This is a genomic window from Paenibacillus sp. FSL P4-0338 (assembly GCF_038002365.1).
In the GTDB taxonomy this organism is placed as follows: domain Bacteria; phylum Bacillota; class Bacilli; order Paenibacillales; family Paenibacillaceae; genus Paenibacillus_AQ.
Window position 1 is genome coordinate 1,759,711 of the sequence record NZ_JBBOCG010000002.1, and the last position, 15,466, is coordinate 1,775,176.

Genomic DNA, 15,466 nt, shown 5'->3' on the forward strand with positions numbered 1-15,466 from the left:
GTACGGATGCTCAGTCCGTCACCCGGTAAGGAGCAGATGAAGGTGGAGAAGACCAGAACTCCGGTTACTGTAGCGGAAGCTGTGCAGAGGGTAACCGGGAGAGTATGCCGCACAGGTACAGAGACCGTTCCGCTTCAAGCCAGCTATGGACGTATTCTGGCTGAGCCGCTCACGGCAACCCATGATGTACCGCATTTCACCCGTTCCCCGTATGACGGCTATGCCATCGCTTCCCGGGATTCGGCCGAGGCTTCCGGCAGCAACCGGGTCAGCTTCACCGTGGTAGATCATATCGGCGCAGGAGAAGTCTCGCAGGCAGTGATCGGTGCTGGCGAAGCGGTACGGCTGATGACGGGGGCAGCGCTGCCTGCTGGGGCAGATGCGGTAGTTATGTTTGAACAAGCAGTCTCAGAGGGGCGGACGTTTACGATCCGTAAGGCGTTTGCGCCGCAGGAGAATCTGTCCCTGCAAGGGGAGGATATGCTAGCGGGTGAAACGGTCATTCCGGCCGGAAGCTTCATTCATCCTGGGGTTGTGGCACTGCTGGCTACCTTCGGCTACGGGGAGGTTAAGGCAGGGAAGCGGCCGGTGGTGGGGATTCTGTCTACGGGCACCGAGCTGCTGGCAGTGACAGACGCGCTCGTACCTGGCAAAATCCGTAACAGCAACGGGCCGATGATTGCCGCTCAGCTCGCCAGGATGGGTATCCCGTACCGGATCTATGATACGGCAGCGGACCGGCTGGAGGAATGCCTGCAGACTGTCCGTCGGGCGCTCGCTGAGACCGACTGTCTGATCACAACGGGCGGAGTATCAGTGGGTGATTATGACTACCTGCCGGAGATCTACAAGCGCCTTGGAGCCGATGTGTTGTTCAATAAGGTGGCGATGCGTCCCGGCAGTGTGACTACAGTGGCAGTGGCCGGGGATCAATTCCTGTTCGGACTGTCCGGCAATCCTTCAGCGTGCTTCACTGGCTTCGAGCTGTTTGTAAGACCTGCGCTACTTAAGATGATGGGGTCAGACCATCTGTATCTGCCGCGTACCATAGCTGTTCTGGCGGAGAATTTCGCCAAGGCGAATCCGTTCACCCGGTTCGTCCGGGCGGTATATGACGGCACTTCGGTCCGGCCTGCCGGCTTCAATAAATCGAATGCTGTCTCGTCCATCGCACGCGGCAATTCCCTGATAGTACTGCCTGGCGGAACAAGAGGCTTCGCCGCAGGGGATAAGGTGGATGTCCTGCTGCTCGGGGTGGAAGAGGGCATGAATGATTGGGTATTGTAAGGCCAAGTGTACGGGAAGGGAGATAGACGCACATGAATCATCATCCACTGCAAGATCAGCTGCGGCGGCCTATCCATGATTTGCGGATTTCGGTCACGGACCGGTGTAATTTCCGCTGTTCCTACTGCATGCCGAAGGAGATTTTCGGTGACGACTATGCTTTTCTTCCATCCGGTGAGCTGCTCACCTTCGAAGAGATCACCCGGCTGGCGAAACTGTTCGTCTCGCTCGGCGTAAGCAAGATCCGTCTGACCGGGGGCGAGCCGCTGATGCGCCGCCATCTGCCGGAGCTGGTTACCAAGATCTCCGCCATTCCCGGTGTAGAGGATATGGGACTGACGACGAATGGAGTCCTGCTGGGCGGACAGGCAGCTCCGCTGTATACTGCGGGCCTGCGCAGGCTGAATGTCAGCCTGGATGCGCTGGAGCCCGAGCTGTTCGGCAGAATGAACGGGCGGGGCTTCAGGCCGGGAATGATTCTGGAGGCTATAGATCAGGCAGCAGCCGCCGGGTTCGAGGTCAAGGTGAATATGGTCGTCCAGCGGGGCGTGAACGAATCAGAGATTCTTCCGATGGCCGCCTACTTCAAGAAGCGGAAGATCACGCTGCGCTTCATCGAGTTCATGGATGTCGGCAACGATAACGGCTGGAGCTATGATAAGGTCGTCACCAAGCAAGAAATCCTGCAGCAACTGCAAAGCGTCTATACGCTGGAAGCTCTTGAGCAGAATTACAGCGGCGAGGTCGCGCAGCGCTACGGCTATCTTGGCAGTCCGGCCCAGGTCGGCTTCATCACTTCCGTGTCCGAATCGTTCTGTTCCACCTGTTCGCGTGCCCGGCTGTCTTCGGACGGTAAGCTGTATACCTGCCTGTTTGCCTCCAAGGGCTTTGACCTTAGGGCCATGCTGCGCGGAGGGGCTGGCGACGAAGAGCTGCTGGCAGCAATTAAGCAGGTATGGGAGCAGCGCAGCGACCGTTATTCCGATGAGCGGACGGAAGAGACCCGCAGAAGCAAGGCCAAGATTGGCATGTCCTATATTGGAGGATAATTCGCATGACAAGGGGCGAAGTGTAACTATGAACGGAGCAGAACTGCTGATTGAGATGCTGATTGATAAAAAGGTAGAGACCCTGTTTGGCTACCCCGGTGGTGCCGTATTGCCTCTATATGATGCGCTCTATGATAATGACCGGATTCAGCATGTGCTGGTCCGCCATGAACAGGCTGCGGTTCACGCTGCAGACGGATACGCCAGAGTAACGGGACGGCCGGGGGTAGCGCTGGTAACCAGCGGTCCCGGAGCCACCAATGCAGTAACCGGAATTGCTACTGCGTTCATGGATTCTGTTCCGTTAATTGTGCTTACAGGTCAGGTAGCCACTGACCTTATTGGTCTGGATAGCTTTCAGGAAGTGGATATCTACGGAATGACCATGCCGGTCACGAAGCACAATTATATCGTCAGAGATATTGCCGAGCTTCCCAGAATCGTCCACGAAGCATTCCATGTAGCGGTCACGGGAAGACCAGGCCCCGTCCTGATTGATCTGCCGAAGAACGTGATGAATGCGGAGTTCATTCCTGTCAGTGGAGCGGCTGAGCCTTGCTCTGCGCCGGTGATCCGGGGATACGAGCCGAATCCGTCCATTGATCCTGCGGATATTCAGCTTGCGGCAGAGCGGCTGAGCCGTGCAGAGCGGCCGCTGGTGCTGGTCGGTGGAGGCTGCATGCAGGGAGAGACCCCTGCCCTCTTGCGGGAATTCGCGGAGCGGCATCACTTCCCCGTAGCAAGTACGCTGATGGGGATCGGGGCTTTCCCTTCCGGGCATCCCCTGCATCTGGGAATGGTCGGGATGCATGGAACGGTGGCAGCCAACCGTACGCTGCAAGGCGCCGATGTCGTGTTATGTCTCGGGGTACGGTTCAGCGACCGGGTAACGGGCAAGCGGAAGGCATTCTCGCCGGGGTCGTATAAAATCCAAGTGGATCTGGATACCTCAGAGCTGAACAAGAACATCCCCGTAGACCTTGCAGTGACTGGCTCTTGTGAGGAGCTGCTCAGAGGAATACAGGAACAGGTATATACCGCGGAGCATCTGCTCTGGGAGGAGCAGATTAAGGTCTGGCGTCAGCGCAAGCCGAAGCCGGGCCGGGAACAAGGCGCTAAGCTGACCCCGCAGGAAGTCATCCGCGCCCTCCAAAAGGCTACCGCAGGCGATGCGATGATTGCCACCGATGTCGGCCAGCATCAGATCTGGACGGCTACGCACTATGAATTCTCGGAAGCCCGATCCTTCCTGACCTCCGGCGGGCTGGGAACGATGGGGTACGGCCTGCCTGCTGCGATTGGGGCGGCCGTTGCTTTTCCTGACCGCGATGTGGTGTGTATTACAGGGGACGGAAGCTTCCAGATGAATATGCAGGAGATTATGACCGCCGTGGATCACGGCCTGAATGTCAAGGTGGCAATCTTCAAGAACGGGTATCTGGGAATGGTACGGCAATGGCAGCAGCTGTTTCTGGGCCGGCGTTATTCCTCGGTGCGGATCAGTTCGCCGGATTTCGTGGCCTTAGCCAAATCCTTCGGCGCCCACGGGTTCCGGGCGCGAACGCTGGCTGAAGCGGAGCAGATTATTGAACAGGCTCTGCATACGGAAGGACTGGTTGTGATGGAATTTGATATCACCGAGGAGGATAATGTCTATCCCATTGTACCGCCAGGCTCAAGCAATCAGGATATGATCGTAGAATAGGCTGGCAGACCGAAGGAAGCTCCGCTCGCGCAGATTGGCGAAGGAGCTTCCTGTTTTTTGTCCGAATAAGCATTGTGATTCTCCTAGAAATACAGCACCAGCACAGACACATATAAGATGACGGAGAAGCCGATCTCGATGATTCCCGTACGTTTGGCGGTAATTCCTGTCCTCGGCAGAATGGCTGCCCGCAACAGCAGAACCAGCAGCGGGACCAGCAGTGAAGGGAACAGATACAGACCGGCTGCCGCGAACAGCAGATGATAGGCGACGGAGCCATAATAGAAACGGATATTGTTCCGCTCACGGATGACGGTTTTGACATAGAAGGCAGTTCCAATGAAGTACAGCACCGCCAGCACGAACAGCTCATTCACGGCTCTCCAGTTCTCCCCAAGCCCCACATAGAAGACCGGATAAATCACCAGGCAGAACGCCACAATAGCGGAGATGTCATTAAGCAAGGCGCGTTCATTTCGGGTCCGGGCATAATAGAGGTTAACGGCGAATAACGGCAAGAGCAGCAGCGCGAACCCCAGCAGCACAGGCTGGACAATCACCAGATAGAGGGCGAACGGAAGCAGCAGAAGTCCGTATAACCTGAGCGGCTGGAAATAACGTGCGAACTTCCGGGTCTTCACCCCCTGCAAGAGCGGAAAGCTGAACAGATAGATCAGCAGCCAGCAGATAAACAGCGGAATATGTATGAACTGCCCCTTGGAAGCGGCGACGCCCAGCAGAAAAGGGAGAACGAGCATCGCCCAGGCGCCGTGCTGGTTGGGGATGTATTTTTTCATGCAGCAATAGACCTCCTTCACGGATATATCATGACACGTAAGCTACTAGACTCTTTAACTATACTTGTACCCGGCGGAGAATGCTGGTGATTTCAAGCACAGTAGCGCTGTCAAGAGATTAGGCGGGGAATGGGCAGCGGCCGGAATAGTGTATAATCGAAAATAGATCTTCAAGCAGAGGAGCAGACACTGTGACTATGGAATCTCAGCATGCGGCGGTACAGCGCCTAGTTCCTGTACTGCAAATCGTCGGATACAAGAACAGCGGCAAAACAACCCTCGCCTGCCGGTTAATCGAGGCCTTGTCTGCGCAAGGACTACGGGTTGGCTCTGCCAAGCATGATGCCCATCTCTTCCAGCTGGATGATCCGGGAACGGATAGCAGCAAGCATCTCCTGCACGGTGCAGTGGAGACGGTATTGACCTCGCCGGAGGCGACAAGGGTCATGCGCAGATCTGCGGCTTCACTGCGGGAAATTGCCGAGTCGATGCGCGGCAGAGTAGATCTGGTGATTGCTGAGGGGTTCAAATCTGCGGATTATCCCAAGATCGCCCTAATTCGCCGCACAGCAGACCAGATAACGCTGCACAAGGAAGCAACAAACATACGCCTGTGGTTAAGCTGGGAAGAGGCTGTGGAACTACAGAGTGCAGCGTCTGGTTCCCGGATTAGCCCGGATAGTCCGCCGGTATTGCCTTTGCGGGATCAGGCGCTTGCGGATCAGGCGGTTATCGCACTGGCGCTGTCACTGCTTCAGTCCTAGATTCTACTACAGGAGGTGCCCTTGGTGCTGACAGGAATTATACTGGCGGGCGGACAGAATTCCCGCATGCAGGGCCGCAATAAAGCCCTCCTGACCTATCACGGGGAAGCGTTCATTGTCCGGCAGGTGAGGGAGCTGCAGTCCCTGTGCTCCAGCGTGATTGTGGTCACGAACGATCCTACCCCGTATCTGGAACGTCTTCCATCGGATATTCTATATATACCGGATGTTTATGCCGGGCATGGGCCGCTTAGCGGGTTTCATGCTGCTTTTGCAAATGTAGAGACGGACTATGCCTGGGTGGTAAGCTGTGACAGCCCCGATATATCAGCTCCAGCTGCCGCATGGATGCTTACCCGGCTTGAGGCCGGCGGTTATGATGCGGTTCTGCCAGTCATTGACGGCAAGCATCAGATGTTGCATGGCGTATACCGGCCGCACCGGCTCCTGCCGGACATTACAGCAAGACTTGCGAACCGGGAGTACCGGCTGGGCGGTTTGTTAGAATCACTGCACTGGTTAGGCGTGGAACGGGATGAGCTGGCCGGTGCGGGGCTAGAGGAAGATTTCGCGGCAGATATAGATACACCCGAGCAATATGAGCAGCTGCTGCATCTATCGAAGGGAAGTGAGGAAATGGGCGATTCGTTATTTGAAATTACAGAGTCCGCGATAATACCTGCTGAGGTATCCGATAAAGTTCTGCGTAGAGAGGCCGGGGCGATTACCTTATTCATCGGTACAGTGCGTGAGTTCACGCAGGGAAAGAAAACCTTGTATCTTGAATATGAAGCGTATCCGTCTATGGCTGTAACGCAGCTGAAGCGCATCGGGCAGGAAGTGCTGGAGCGCTGGCCGGATACGAAGGTTGCGGTCACCCACCGGATCGGCAGGCTGGAGATTACCGATATTGCTGTAGTCATCGCAGTCTCATCGCCCCACCGTAAGGCTGCCTATGAAGCGAATGAATATGTGATTGAGCGGATCAAGCAAATCGTCCCCATCTGGAAAAAAGAAACCGGCGAGGACGGCAAAGCGTGGATTGGCGACCAGCTGAATCAGAATGCCTACCCTGAGGGCCGTCCGCTGCTGCCGGATATTCCGGCGGAAGATGAGAGGTAGCTATAAGGAGGAACGTTCAATGAATGCAGAACAGGTAATGCAGGAGCTTGAAGCGCTTGGCAAGGAACGGACCAAGAAGATGTATACCGCAAACGGTGCACGGGAACCGCTCTTTGGTGTGGCTACCGGTGCCATGAAGCCGATTTTCAGGCAAACCGGAATCAATCAGACGCTGGCTGAGGAGCTGTATGCCACAGGTAATTATGATGCGATGTATTTTGCCGGGATCATTGCTGATCCGAACGGGATGACAGAGGCGGATTACAACCGCTGGATAGACGGGGCTTATTTCTATATGCTGTCCGATTTCGTGGTGGCTGTAACCTTGGCTGAAGCGGATATTGCCCAGCAGGTGGCCGATGAGTGGATCAGGAGCGGAGAGGACCTTCGAATGTCGGCAGGCTGGAGCTGTTACTGCTGGCTGCTGGGAAGCCGCCCGGATCAGGAGTTCTCGGAGAGTAAGCTGGCCAGTATGCTGGAGCAGGCAGAGCAGAGCATTCATCAGTCCCCTGAGCGCACCCGGTATTCGATGAACAACTTTATGTATACGGTGGCCGTATCGTATTCGCCGCTTCATGATCTGGCACGCGAGACGGCGGAGCGGGTGGGTCCGGTCGAGGTGGACAAGGACAAGCCGAAGAGCAAGCGTATCAGCGCATACGATAATATTATGAAGGCTGTCGGCAAAGGACGGACCGGGTTCAAGCGCAAGCATGTACGCTGCTGATCTCGCGGATTTCACCGGCATCCGGTAATGTTTCGCTGCTTCTGGTTAATAAATGCTATGCATTTGGATAACCTATTCCCTATCCTGGAAGAAAAGAGGCGGTAAAGATGTCAACTACACACCATAGTCACGAGGAAGCCGTTGAGACGGTCCGGAAGCTGATCAAGGGTATCGATATGGCTATGCTCACCACGATTTCGGAGGAAGGGCTGGTCTCCCGGCCCATGAAGACCCAGGAGGTCGAATTTGACGGGGATTTGTGGTTCCTGACCAAGAAGGATACCAGCAAGTTCGGGGAGATTCTGTATGACCCGCGCGTGAATGTCGTGTATGCCGATAAATCCTATGTATCCATTCGTGGGACGGCTGAGATTGTAACCGATGTGAACAAGAAGAAAGAGCTCTGGAGTGCAGGGTACGATACGTTCCTGAAGACAAGCTATGATGATCCGAATGTCATTCTGATAAAAGTCCATGCCGAAGCTGCCGAATACTGGAAGAGCGGCAATATGGCCGAGAAGGCTGTATACATGTTCAAGCGGATGACCGGCCAGGACACGGACGGGCTGAATCTGAATCAGACGGTCGAGCTGGAATAGAGCAGACAGACGGTATTAGGAAGCTATAGGTTCATAGGTTCTGCAACGGAGAGATCAACAGAATTCATCTGGGGGTCTCTTTTTTTGTTGTGGCGCCGATAAAAGATAATTGTCACATTACATACGGCTCATGTGTTATATCTATATGATTTGCAGAAAGGAGATTAACGTGGACCCTATCGAAGAGAAGATTAGAAGGATTCAGGGCGGAGAAGGAGGCTTGTACTCAGATGTGATCAGGCTGTACCAGCAACGGATTTACCTCTATTGTTATCGCTTGTTGAATAACAAGGAAGAGGCAGAAGACGCAGTACAGGATATCCTGATCAAGGCCTACCAGAATATCGGGCAGTACAAGCCTCAGGCAGATTTCACCTCATGGCTCTACAAGATTGCTTATCATCATTGCCTGAATCAGCTGCGGAGGCAGAAATCCCGGCAGCAGTTGCGGAAGCTGATCGGGCAGGAGGTTACGGAAAAGAGCGCCGAGCAAATGGTTGAGAACCGCCTGTTCAGCGAGCCGGTCTCGGCGGCTCTGGGGAAGCTGGATGTGGAGGACCGGAATTTATTGATCCTGCGGATTTATGAAGATAAATCGTTTGCGGAAATCAGTGAAATTCTGGGTGTGAGTACGGCTACCGTACGCAAAAGATATGAACGGACCAGAGAAAAACTTAAAAAAGCGATTGAGCGAAAGGAGAAACAATTATGGGCAAGCGTGAATTAACTCCGGAGGAGCAGTTTCTCAAGGATGGAGACCGTTCAGCACATTGGAACACCGTTGATGTTCATGAACCAGTAATGAAGGCGCTCGGGCTTGAGGGGGCATTGACTGCTGAAGAAGATGAGAACCTGCTTCAGACCCTTCCGCCAAGCGGAGAGGCACCTAAAGTAATGCGCAGAATGGAAACCAGAACCGGGCGGAGACAGAAACGGATTCCGGTGAAGGGCTGGGCGGCGGCGGTCCTGGCACTGGTCTTGCTGGGCGGCGGCTATACCCAGTTCTCCGGCAAACTCCAGCAAGGAGCTGAAGCCCAGAGTCCGGATGAAGTCCGGCAAGGGGCCGGAGCCCAGTATAAGGTGCTGCCTTATCAGCCGATTCCGGCGACGGCTTCCGGCGGAACGATGATTGAGAAGGCGAAAGAACCCCTGAAGCCTTATATTCCCAACGCAGAGCCGGGTGCAGACGATGAAGCCAACAAGAAGCTGAGTATTCTCTATAACCAGAAGTATTCAAAAGGGGCAGAGCTCATGAAGGAGATTTTGCTTCCTGGAGAGTATGCCACCTATCTAATTACACGTGAAGGAGAGGAGGGAGAGGGGAGTATGAATATGTATCGTCCGCCCCTCACGTTCAAGGACTATACCGCCTATAAGACCAGTGTAGAGGAGCACAACGCTCCGGTCCTGGAGCAGCCGGCGTATCTGCCGGAAGGGTATACCCTGGACGAGGCCATCATCAACCCTTCTTTCTTAAAAGTGCCGGATGTGCAGGAGCTTAAAGGCGAAAACGAGAGAGACCTGGGAGACAACTTCCAGTTGGCCTGGAGAGTGGAGAAGGCGGAGAACATTGACTACTCGTATTCCTCACTGGTATACAAGAAGGGGGAGGTTCAGGTGAGAATCGGTGTCTCGCGTGTGGATGACAACCAAAACCCGGCAGATCCGCTCTCATGGAGTGAATATACAAAGATGGAGAATATAGAGATTAAAGGCAGACAGGCCATTTTTTCGGACGATACGGACAACAAGGAGCTCGACTTGGGGTATAAATACAGTCTGGTTTGGTCTGACCCCGATGCAAAGGTCAACTATCGTGTGATCGCCGGCCAGGAGAATACGGAGCTAACGAAGGATGAGCTTATCGGCATTGCCGCCAGTATGATGAAATAAGTAACGCAGAGTTGAGACTCAGGGCTGCCCAGCTATCTTAGGATAGCGGAGCAGCCTTTGAACGTTTTTTGCCTAGCTGCAGGATGGCATATTCGTAAGATTTTATAAGAATTCGTGCATCGTCCTCCTATGAACTTCCAACCCGTCTTGTTAATATAGCAATGTAGCAAGAGAATACAGATGTATACAGGAGGGTTAAAGATGTTGAAATGGAAGCGTTCTCTTTCGGTCCTGGCGATGACAGCGATATTAGGTACACTGGCTGCCTGCGGCGGCGGAGGGAATAAAGTAAACAATGCAGGAGGGGCTACAGAAGCACCTGCCAGCACCAATGCTGCTGCGACAGCTGCTGCAACTGATGCGCCAAGCACCAATGAGCCGGTCAAGCTGCGGATTATGTGGTGGGGCTCCCAGCCGCGTCACGAAGCCACTTTGGCGGCCCTGGAATTGTACACGAAGAATAATCCAAACGTAACCTTCGAGCCGGAGTATTCCGGTATGGACGGTTATCTGGACAAATTATCCACGCAGGCTGCGGCCAACAATGCACCCGATGTGGTTCAGCTTGACCCGGGCTGGATGCCGGACTGGATGGCCCGCCAGCAATTGGCTGACCTGGCTCCCGAGGTAGATGTGAGCAAATTCGATACGAAGCTGCTGGCAGGCGGCCAATTGGACGGTAAGCAGTATGCTGTTCCACTCGGCTCGGTAGCCTTCGGTATGGTATATGATAAAGCGGCTATGGATAAGCTGGGCATTGCGAACCCGGCTAACGGCTGGACCTGGGATGAGTTCTTCGCCTTAGCGAAGGAAACCAAGTCCAAGCTGCCGAAGGGACAGTATTTCACCCTCGACTACGCAGGTAACTATTTCATGTACTCGGCGTATCAGTATGCCAGAGGCAAAGGGCAGGTCATCACGGATGACGGTCACTTCAACGTGGATGAAGCCACCTATCTGGAATGGACCCGCAAGTTCGAAGAGCTCCGCAAGGAAGGGCTTGTTCCTCCAGCGGATGTGAATGCCTCCGATAAGGAAAATGATCCGCAAATGGATCTGCTCGCAGCAGGCAAGGTGCTGTTCCGTTACAGCTTCTCCAACAATCTGGGAACCTGGGACAGCATTAAGCCAGGAGCCTACGCACTTGTAACCATGCCGCGTGCCGAAGAGGCCGGAGGCTGGCTGAAGCCGTCGATGTACATGGCGGTCTCCAAGAACTCCAAGCATGCTGAAGAAGCCAAGAAATTCATTAACTGGTTCGTGAATGATACTGAATCTGCCAAGATTACCCAAACCTTCCGCGGCCTCCCGGCCAACAAGGATAACGCCACTATGCTGGAAGCTAATATGAGCGATCTGGATAAGGTAGGCTTGGCACTGCTCCGTGCTACGGAGCCGGATGGCCAGACCTGGTCGGCCGGAGCCGGCGGCTGGACGAACTTCGTGGATAAAGACTGGGTACTGGTTCGTGACCAGCTCAGCTTCGGTAAATCCACACCGGAAGAGGCGTTCAAGCAGCTGAAGGAAGCCTCGTTATCTTACGAGAAATAAGGTATGAACTGAAAGCCCGGGACAGCAATGTTCCGGGCTTTATCTTTTTAAAAGATAAGAATTTATATGCTTCGCACTATAATTATCCTTATCTTTCTCGCTGAAATGGTACCGTCCTTTATAAGGACGGCAATGCCGTTTCCACTTGGAACGCGGTTATACTCGTGTTTTCGAATTAATCGTTATATTTTGAAAGAATTCGAGCATTGCCCTCCTTTAGCCGAAGTGTGGCCCAATACTATACTTAAGCTATACAAATTGACCACAAGAGGTGACCACAGATGAACCGCTCCACAACCACTTTAGCCCAAGCCTCGCCAGCGCCGAAAAAAAGCTCCTATTTCAAAAGCCGGTGGAACGCTCCGCTTGCAGGCTATTTGTTTATTTCGCCCTGGCTGCTCGGGTTCCTGGTACTGACGGCGTATCCGTTGTTCTTATCACTGTACTATTCGTTTACTGACTACACCCTGATGCAGCCAATGAAATGGATCGGGACCCGCAATTACGAACGGATTTTCACCGCAGACCCCAAATTCATTCAATCCGCCAAAGTCACGGTCATGTATGTGCTGGCTTCCGTGCCTCTTAAGCTGATTGCAGCCCTGCTAGTAGCCATGGTGCTTAGCAAGGCAGTCAGAGGGATCAGTGCTTACCGCACAGCGATCTACTTCCCTTCTCTAATCGGAGGCAGTATCGGGGTATCGCTGCTCTGGCGTAACATCTTCGGGGTTGACGGGATTTTCAACAAGCTGATCGCTGTCTTCGGCATCGAAGGAAAAAGCTGGATCACCAACCCGGACACTGCGCTTAGCACACTGATTCTGCTGACGGTCTGGCAATTCGGCTCCACCATGGTTATCTTCCTGGCAGGACTGAAGCAGATCCCCAATGACTTGTATGAAGCTTCCTCGGTAGACGGGGCGAACAAGTTCATTCAATTCTTCCGCATTACACTGCCTATGCTGTCGCCGATTCTCTACTTCAACCTGATCATGGCCGTAATCAATGCCTTCCAGATGTTCACCTCGGCCTTCGTGATTACGAATGGCGGACCGATGAACGCTACATACGTGTACGCTATGTATTTGTATGAACGGGCCTTCAGCCGGTACGAGCTGGGCTACGCTTCTGCACTGGCCTGGATTATGCTGGTCGCCATCGTCGCTGCAACGCTGCTGATCTCCTACACTTCGAAATATTGGGTATTCTATGAGACTGACACTGGAGGGAAAAAACGCAAATGACAACTTTGAATTGGAAGCCTGCACTCCGGCATGTGTTCATGATTCTCTTCAGCTTCCTCATGGTCTATCCGATTGTCTGGTGGATCGGGGCCTCACTGAAGGATAGCACCGAGCTGAGTTCACCGGGAATCTTCCCGTCCGTCCCGCAGTGGGAGAACTTCACCAAAGGCTGGAAATCGGTTCCCGGACATACATTCACTGATTTCTATCTTAACACCTTCGGCCTTGAGATTATGGTGCTGATCGCAACGCTGTTATCCTGCACGCTGGTTGCTTTCGGATTTGCAAGACTTGATTTTCCGCTGAAGAAATTCTGGTTCTCGATTCTAATGCTGACGCTGATGATGCCGGGCCAGGTGCTGATTATTCCCCAGTACGCCTTGTTCCATCAGCTGGGCTGGGTCAACACGTATTTGCCGTTTGTCGTTCCCCATCTGCTGGCGGGCGGGGCCGGCGGGAGCTTCTTCGTCTTCCTGCTGATCCAGTTCATCCGCGGCGTGCCCAAGGAGCTGGACGAATCGGCCAAAATCGACGGTTGCTCCTGGTTCGGGATTTTCTGGAGAGTGGTCATGCCGCTGGCCTTCCCGGCGGTTGTTACGGTGACGATCTTCTGCTTCCTGTGGAACTGGGATGACTTCCTGGGACATCTCCTGTACATCAACACGGTAGACAAGTACACGGTGGGTCTGGCGCTGCGCATGATCAATGACTCCCAGTCTGCAGCCGAGTGGGGCCAGCTTCTGGCCATGTCACTTGTCTCTATTGTTCCGGCAACGCTTGTGTTCACCTTCCTGCAAAAGTATTTCGTAGACGGGATTGCGACAACAGGCATAAAGGGATAAGATGTAAAAAAACATCCGTCCGATAACGGTAAAGCGCCTGAGCCTTATTCGACGCTTTACCGTTTATTTCGTGTGAGCCGGAGGAGAAGGAAGGGGACCATTTGACCAATCCTTTTAAAAAGTACAGGATCGACCGTCTTTTTTTTCACAGTTTTGCTATTATAATTATTCTGGTGATAGCGGTTACAGCTTGGACCAGCTACAGCAATTCCTCCAAAGCCCTTGTGCAGACCACCTCCCACTATCAGCAGCGGCTGCTGGATGAATTGAATAATGAAATTACCACCCGGCTGGATATGATCGAGCAGATCTCACTATCCACCTCACGGGACAACGAGCTGACGACCTTTCTATCGAACAGGCAGGATGATTTCGAGCGGTACCGAAAGCGTATAAGCGTTGAGAGTGCACTCGGCAATCTGACCTATGCCATTCCGTTAATCCAGGGGATTGACCTCTACATGGATCAGCCGATGCCGAGCAGCGGGCAGAGCTATATTCAGTTCCGCAATATTCTCGATCTGGATAAGCAGTCCTGGTCCAAGAATCTGGTGAAAAGCGATTTCGCCTGGTCGGGGGAATATTCCATTCCCAGTGTGCAGGGAGACATTCCGGTACTAAGCTTCGCCCGGAAAATCATGAACGAGAACGACTACCTGGGTGTGCTGGTCGTTCATATCAAGGCCAAGGAGATCCGTGCGCTACTGACCGGCAACTCCTCCGGGTCGAACCGGATCATGGCGGACAGCGCCGGCAAGCAGATTCTGAGCATCGGAGAGACGCTGGAGCAGAGCGAGTGGTCTCAATGGATCGACCTCAAGAGCAACAAATCCGGCTATGTTCACATTCCCGGCGATAAGGATACCGGAAATACGCTGCTGGTCTACTCCAGAATGGATAATTCCATCTGGACGCTGATTGAGTTCACCTCCTGGAAGCAGATTACGGCGAGCAGTCTGGAACTGGCGGAATGGATCGGGCTAATCGGGATTGGAGCGATTCTGCTGGTCCTGCTCCTGACGCATTATCTGAGCAGGCAATTCTCCAAGCCGATTAAGCAGCTTGTAAGCGCTATGAAAATGTATTCAGTTGGCGGGCACAAGGAAGAGCTGCCCAGCGACTATGAGAATGAATTCGGTTATTTATTCTCCGGCTACCGCAAGCAGACCGAGCGTATCGAGGAGCTGTACCTGTCGCTGGAGCGGCGGTATGAGCAGCAGCGCAAAGCGGAGATTGAGGCCTTGCAGGCCAATATCAATCCCCATTTTCTCTACAATATGCTGGACCAGCTCAACTGGATGGCCATTGAGGCCGGACAGGATGAGCTGAGCCGGATTCTGGAGCTGATGGGACAGATGTTCAGGATCGGCTTATCCAACGGGGCAAGCTTTATCATGGTATCGGAGGAATTGCAGCACATCCAGTGTTATCTCGAAATCCAGCAACTCCGCTGGGGCGATGGCCTGGAGTACACCATTGATGTGGAACAGGGGATTCAGGAGTCCTATCTTCCAAAGCTGACCCTGCAGCCGTTCGTGGAGAATTCAATTGTGCACGGCTTCAATAAGCAGCGCAGCGGACATGTCTTGATCTCCTTAACTAAGGTAGAGGAGACGCTGCAGATTAGAATTGATGATAACGGGGCAGGCCTGAAGCAGCCGGAGGCGCGTCCGCCAGGGCGGCATACCGGCGGTTATGGCATACGGAATGTGCGGGAGCGGATTGCCGGATATTTCGGAAATGACTATGGGGTCACGCTGAAGGAACGTGAAGAGGGAGGGACACGGGTAGAGATTGTTCTGCCGCTGCTCACAGAGGCTCCGGCACAGATACTGACTGCTTCTCTCGCCGCGAAGGAAGGCTGATACGGCTGCTGCAGGCCAGAG

14 protein-coding genes and 1 pseudogene are annotated in these 15,466 nt (G+C 53.8%); 14 read left to right on the forward strand and 1 reads right to left on the reverse strand.

What is annotated here, in order from left to right; translation table 11 throughout:
• Positions 1-36: 36 nt before the first annotated feature.
• From MKZ07_RS31680 to ilvB, 3 genes are read left to right on the forward strand one after another with little or no spacing between them, the layout of a single operon-like run.
• Complete coding sequence (locus MKZ07_RS31680; RefSeq protein ID WP_341029822.1) at positions 37-1,287, forward strand: molybdopterin molybdotransferase MoeA; 1,251 nt, start codon at positions 37-39, stop codon at positions 1,285-1,287.
• A 32-nt stretch (positions 1,288-1,319) separates the two neighbouring features.
• The gene (moaA, locus tag MKZ07_RS31685) at positions 1,320-2,336 is read left to right on the forward strand and encodes a GTP 3',8-cyclase MoaA (protein ID WP_036690987.1); all 1,017 of its coding nucleotides are present in this window, start codon (positions 1,320-1,322) and stop codon (positions 2,334-2,336) included.
• Between the two features lie 28 nt (positions 2,337-2,364).
• The gene (gene ilvB / locus MKZ07_RS31690; protein ID WP_036690985.1) at positions 2,365-4,041 is read left to right on the forward strand and encodes a biosynthetic-type acetolactate synthase large subunit; all 1,677 of its coding nucleotides are present in this window, start codon (positions 2,365-2,367) and stop codon (positions 4,039-4,041) included.
• Positions 4,042-4,124: 83 nt separating this feature from the next.
• Here the strand turns inward: ilvB and MKZ07_RS31695 are convergent, their stop codons facing one another.
• Complete coding sequence (locus MKZ07_RS31695) at positions 4,125-4,838, reverse strand: YwiC-like family protein (protein ID WP_036690983.1); 714 nt, start codon at positions 4,836-4,838, stop codon at positions 4,125-4,127.
• Positions 4,839-5,035: 197 nt separating this feature from the next.
• Between MKZ07_RS31695 and mobB the strand changes: the two genes are divergently transcribed.
• The 11 genes and pseudogenes from mobB (at position 5,036) to MKZ07_RS31750 (ending at position 15,445) form a co-directional block, all read left to right on the forward strand.
• Entirely contained in the window at positions 5,036-5,602 is a 567-nt protein-coding gene (mobB, locus tag MKZ07_RS31700; RefSeq protein ID WP_051493166.1) for a molybdopterin-guanine dinucleotide biosynthesis protein B, read from the forward strand.
• 24 nt (positions 5,603-5,626) lie between these two features.
• A pseudogene (gene mobA / locus MKZ07_RS31705) lies at positions 5,627-6,070 on the forward strand (molybdenum cofactor guanylyltransferase); the annotation flags it as partial.
• A 168-nt stretch (positions 6,071-6,238) separates the two neighbouring features.
• The gene (locus tag MKZ07_RS31710; RefSeq protein WP_036691149.1) at positions 6,239-6,724 is read left to right on the forward strand and encodes a molybdenum cofactor biosynthesis protein MoaE; all 486 of its coding nucleotides are present in this window, start codon (positions 6,239-6,241) and stop codon (positions 6,722-6,724) included.
• 19 nt (positions 6,725-6,743) lie between these two features.
• Positions 6,744-7,451: a DNA alkylation repair protein gene (locus MKZ07_RS31715; protein ID WP_036690981.1), complete on the forward strand. Its 708-nt coding sequence runs from the start codon at positions 6,744-6,746 to the stop codon at positions 7,449-7,451.
• A gap of 107 nt (positions 7,452-7,558) precedes the next feature.
• On the forward strand, positions 7,559-8,050 hold the full coding sequence (locus MKZ07_RS31720) for a pyridoxamine 5'-phosphate oxidase family protein (RefSeq protein ID WP_036690979.1): 492 nt from the start codon (positions 7,559-7,561) through the stop codon (positions 8,048-8,050).
• A 169-nt stretch (positions 8,051-8,219) separates the two neighbouring features.
• Positions 8,220-8,777 carry an RNA polymerase sigma factor gene (locus MKZ07_RS31725; protein WP_235218333.1) on the forward strand — a complete coding sequence of 186 codons (558 nt, stop codon included), beginning with the start codon at positions 8,220-8,222 and terminating at the stop codon, positions 8,775-8,777.
• Positions 8,759-9,943 carry a DUF4367 domain-containing protein gene (locus MKZ07_RS31730; RefSeq protein WP_341029477.1) on the forward strand — a complete coding sequence of 395 codons (1,185 nt, stop codon included), beginning with the start codon at positions 8,759-8,761 and terminating at the stop codon, positions 9,941-9,943. The genes MKZ07_RS31725 and MKZ07_RS31730 overlap by 19 nt, the downstream gene beginning before the upstream one ends.
• Before the next feature lie 201 nt (positions 9,944-10,144).
• Positions 10,145-11,494 (forward strand): ABC transporter substrate-binding protein, encoded by a 1,350-nt coding sequence (locus MKZ07_RS31735; RefSeq protein WP_076155383.1) that lies wholly within the window; start codon positions 10,145-10,147, stop codon positions 11,492-11,494.
• 281 nt (positions 11,495-11,775) lie between these two features.
• Positions 11,776-12,738 carry a carbohydrate ABC transporter permease gene (locus MKZ07_RS31740; protein ID WP_036690971.1) on the forward strand — a complete coding sequence of 321 codons (963 nt, stop codon included), beginning with the start codon at positions 11,776-11,778 and terminating at the stop codon, positions 12,736-12,738.
• Positions 12,735-13,580, forward strand: a complete 846-nt coding sequence (locus MKZ07_RS31745) for a carbohydrate ABC transporter permease (protein ID WP_036690968.1) — start codon at positions 12,735-12,737, stop codon at positions 13,578-13,580. Before MKZ07_RS31740 ends, MKZ07_RS31745 begins: the two co-directional genes overlap by 4 nt.
• A 101-nt stretch (positions 13,581-13,681) precedes the next feature.
• Positions 13,682-15,445: a sensor histidine kinase gene (locus MKZ07_RS31750; RefSeq protein ID WP_051493164.1), complete on the forward strand. Its 1,764-nt coding sequence runs from the start codon at positions 13,682-13,684 to the stop codon at positions 15,443-15,445.
• The last annotated feature ends 21 nt before the right edge of the window (positions 15,446-15,466 follow it).

What these genes read in the sequence shown, in the direction of transcription:
- MKZ07_RS31680 (WP_341029822.1), top strand. Translation starts at nt 37, where the DNA reads ATGAAGGTGGAGAAGACCAGAACTCCGGTTACTGTAGCGGAAGCTGTG.
- moaA (WP_036690987.1), top strand. Translation starts at nt 1,320, where the DNA reads ATGAATCATCATCCACTGCAAGATCAGCTGCGGCGGCCTATCCATGAT.
- ilvB (WP_036690985.1), top strand. Translation starts at nt 2,365, where the DNA reads ATGAACGGAGCAGAACTGCTGATTGAGATGCTGATTGATAAAAAGGTA.
- MKZ07_RS31695 (WP_036690983.1), bottom strand. Translation starts at nt 4,838, where the DNA reads ATGAAAAAATACATCCCCAACCAGCACGGCGCCTGGGCGATGCTCGTT.
- mobB (WP_051493166.1), top strand. Translation starts at nt 5,036, where the DNA reads ATGGAATCTCAGCATGCGGCGGTACAGCGCCTAGTTCCTGTACTGCAA.
- MKZ07_RS31710 (WP_036691149.1), top strand. Translation starts at nt 6,239, where the DNA reads ATGGGCGATTCGTTATTTGAAATTACAGAGTCCGCGATAATACCTGCT.
- MKZ07_RS31715 (WP_036690981.1), top strand. Translation starts at nt 6,744, where the DNA reads ATGAATGCAGAACAGGTAATGCAGGAGCTTGAAGCGCTTGGCAAGGAA.
- MKZ07_RS31720 (WP_036690979.1), top strand. Translation starts at nt 7,559, where the DNA reads ATGTCAACTACACACCATAGTCACGAGGAAGCCGTTGAGACGGTCCGG.
- MKZ07_RS31730 (WP_341029477.1), top strand. Translation starts at nt 8,759, where the DNA reads ATGGGCAAGCGTGAATTAACTCCGGAGGAGCAGTTTCTCAAGGATGGA.
- MKZ07_RS31735 (WP_076155383.1), top strand. Translation starts at nt 10,145, where the DNA reads ATGTTGAAATGGAAGCGTTCTCTTTCGGTCCTGGCGATGACAGCGATA.
- MKZ07_RS31740 (WP_036690971.1), top strand. Translation starts at nt 11,776, where the DNA reads ATGAACCGCTCCACAACCACTTTAGCCCAAGCCTCGCCAGCGCCGAAA.
- MKZ07_RS31745 (WP_036690968.1), top strand. Translation starts at nt 12,735, where the DNA reads ATGACAACTTTGAATTGGAAGCCTGCACTCCGGCATGTGTTCATGATT.